General features: G+C 25.4%; 1 protein-coding gene. It reads left to right on the plus strand.

Features of this window, described 5'->3' with window-relative positions; genetic code table 11:
- Positions 1-100 precede the first annotated feature (100 nt).
- Positions 101-571, plus strand: coding sequence for a DnaD domain protein (locus EII23_RS11900; RefSeq protein ID WP_185702398.1), 471 nt, complete (start codon positions 101-103; stop codon positions 569-571).
- Positions 572-1,312 lie beyond the last annotated feature (741 nt).

A 1,312-nucleotide genomic window follows, 5' to 3' on the forward strand; every position in this document is an offset into this window, starting at 1 on the left:
AACCTGAAGTTATAGAAAGCGATATTTACACAACTTCAGAAGAAGAAAGAACAGCTAAAGCCTTACGGGACAAGGAAATGTTAAAATCACATGTCAAGACGTGTTAAAATCACACGCAAATGATACTGAATATACTACTACTACTGAAAATAGTCGTAGTGGTAATTATCACAATAATATAATAAATAAAATTAGAGTTGAGTTAGGTATTAATATTACTCCTGCATATAAAAATGAAATATTAAAGTTATCCTCATGCTTTGATGCTAAGTTTATTAATTATGCTATCGAGTATACATCTATTAATGGATCTAGACCAAAACAATTTCTTTTGAAAGTTTTAAGTAACTGGAAAAACGCTAATATTACAACTTTAGAACAAGCAAAAAATTTTAAAATAAGTAATAAAAAAAACAGTATTGTTCAATTTTCTAAGGAGAAAACACCTGAATGGTTAAATAATAGAACAAATAGAAATGAAAATGAAGAAATGTCAGAAGAAGAAAGAGCTAAGTTTGAAAAAAAAAGAGAAGAATTTAAAAGATTATTAGAAGAAGATTGGAAAGAATAAAAAGGTCCAAAATAAATGACTTGGATCTTTTTTGAAAACTCATTATTTGAAATATTAATGTATTTATATTGTAGTGGAGAAATACTAAATAGCTAAACGATATATAGATTTTTTCACAACAATTTCCTTTTCTAAGAGTCTTTAGTAATCTTTAATAGCTTGCTAAAGGCTTTTTTGAGGAAATAAAGCGTTAGTTATTATCAGATTTCTTCTTATGCAAATAAATATCTAAGATTATTAATTTTAATTTCAATAAATGTTTTACTTAACTTGCTAATGTTATATTCTAAGATTTTATAGTTTTCAGCTCTAAGTTATATTAGTATTCACTGTATTGGTTTAATTAAAAATTCTAAACAGTATAATGATTCTTCTCGGCATAATTGTGCATCTGTGATATAGTATAGCTATATTGAATTAACACCGTTTTCATTAAAATGTCTCCTATTAGGTTTTTAGTAAGTTTTGTTAGCTTACTGGAGACCTTTTTTAGAAAATAATAAAGATACATAATAGATAATATACCAAAAGTTAATCTTTAATATCTCTCTCGACACCTCCTATCTTACTTAGTAGTAGAAAGAGTTATTTAATTATTTTTCATTTAACTAAACAATCAAAACTAAAGCTTTACTTTTTAGTAACTTTGTATTGTTTAAGATTGAACAATGTTAAAAGGCTTTAAAACTTTTAATTCGACTTTTATCGACGTGATTATTTATGTATGCTATAGTGTATGTG

The sequence above is a fragment of the Desulfovibrio sp. OH1186_COT-070 genome (assembly GCF_003860215.1).
Taxonomy (GTDB): domain Bacteria; phylum Desulfobacterota; class Desulfovibrionia; order Desulfovibrionales; family Desulfovibrionaceae; genus Desulfovibrio.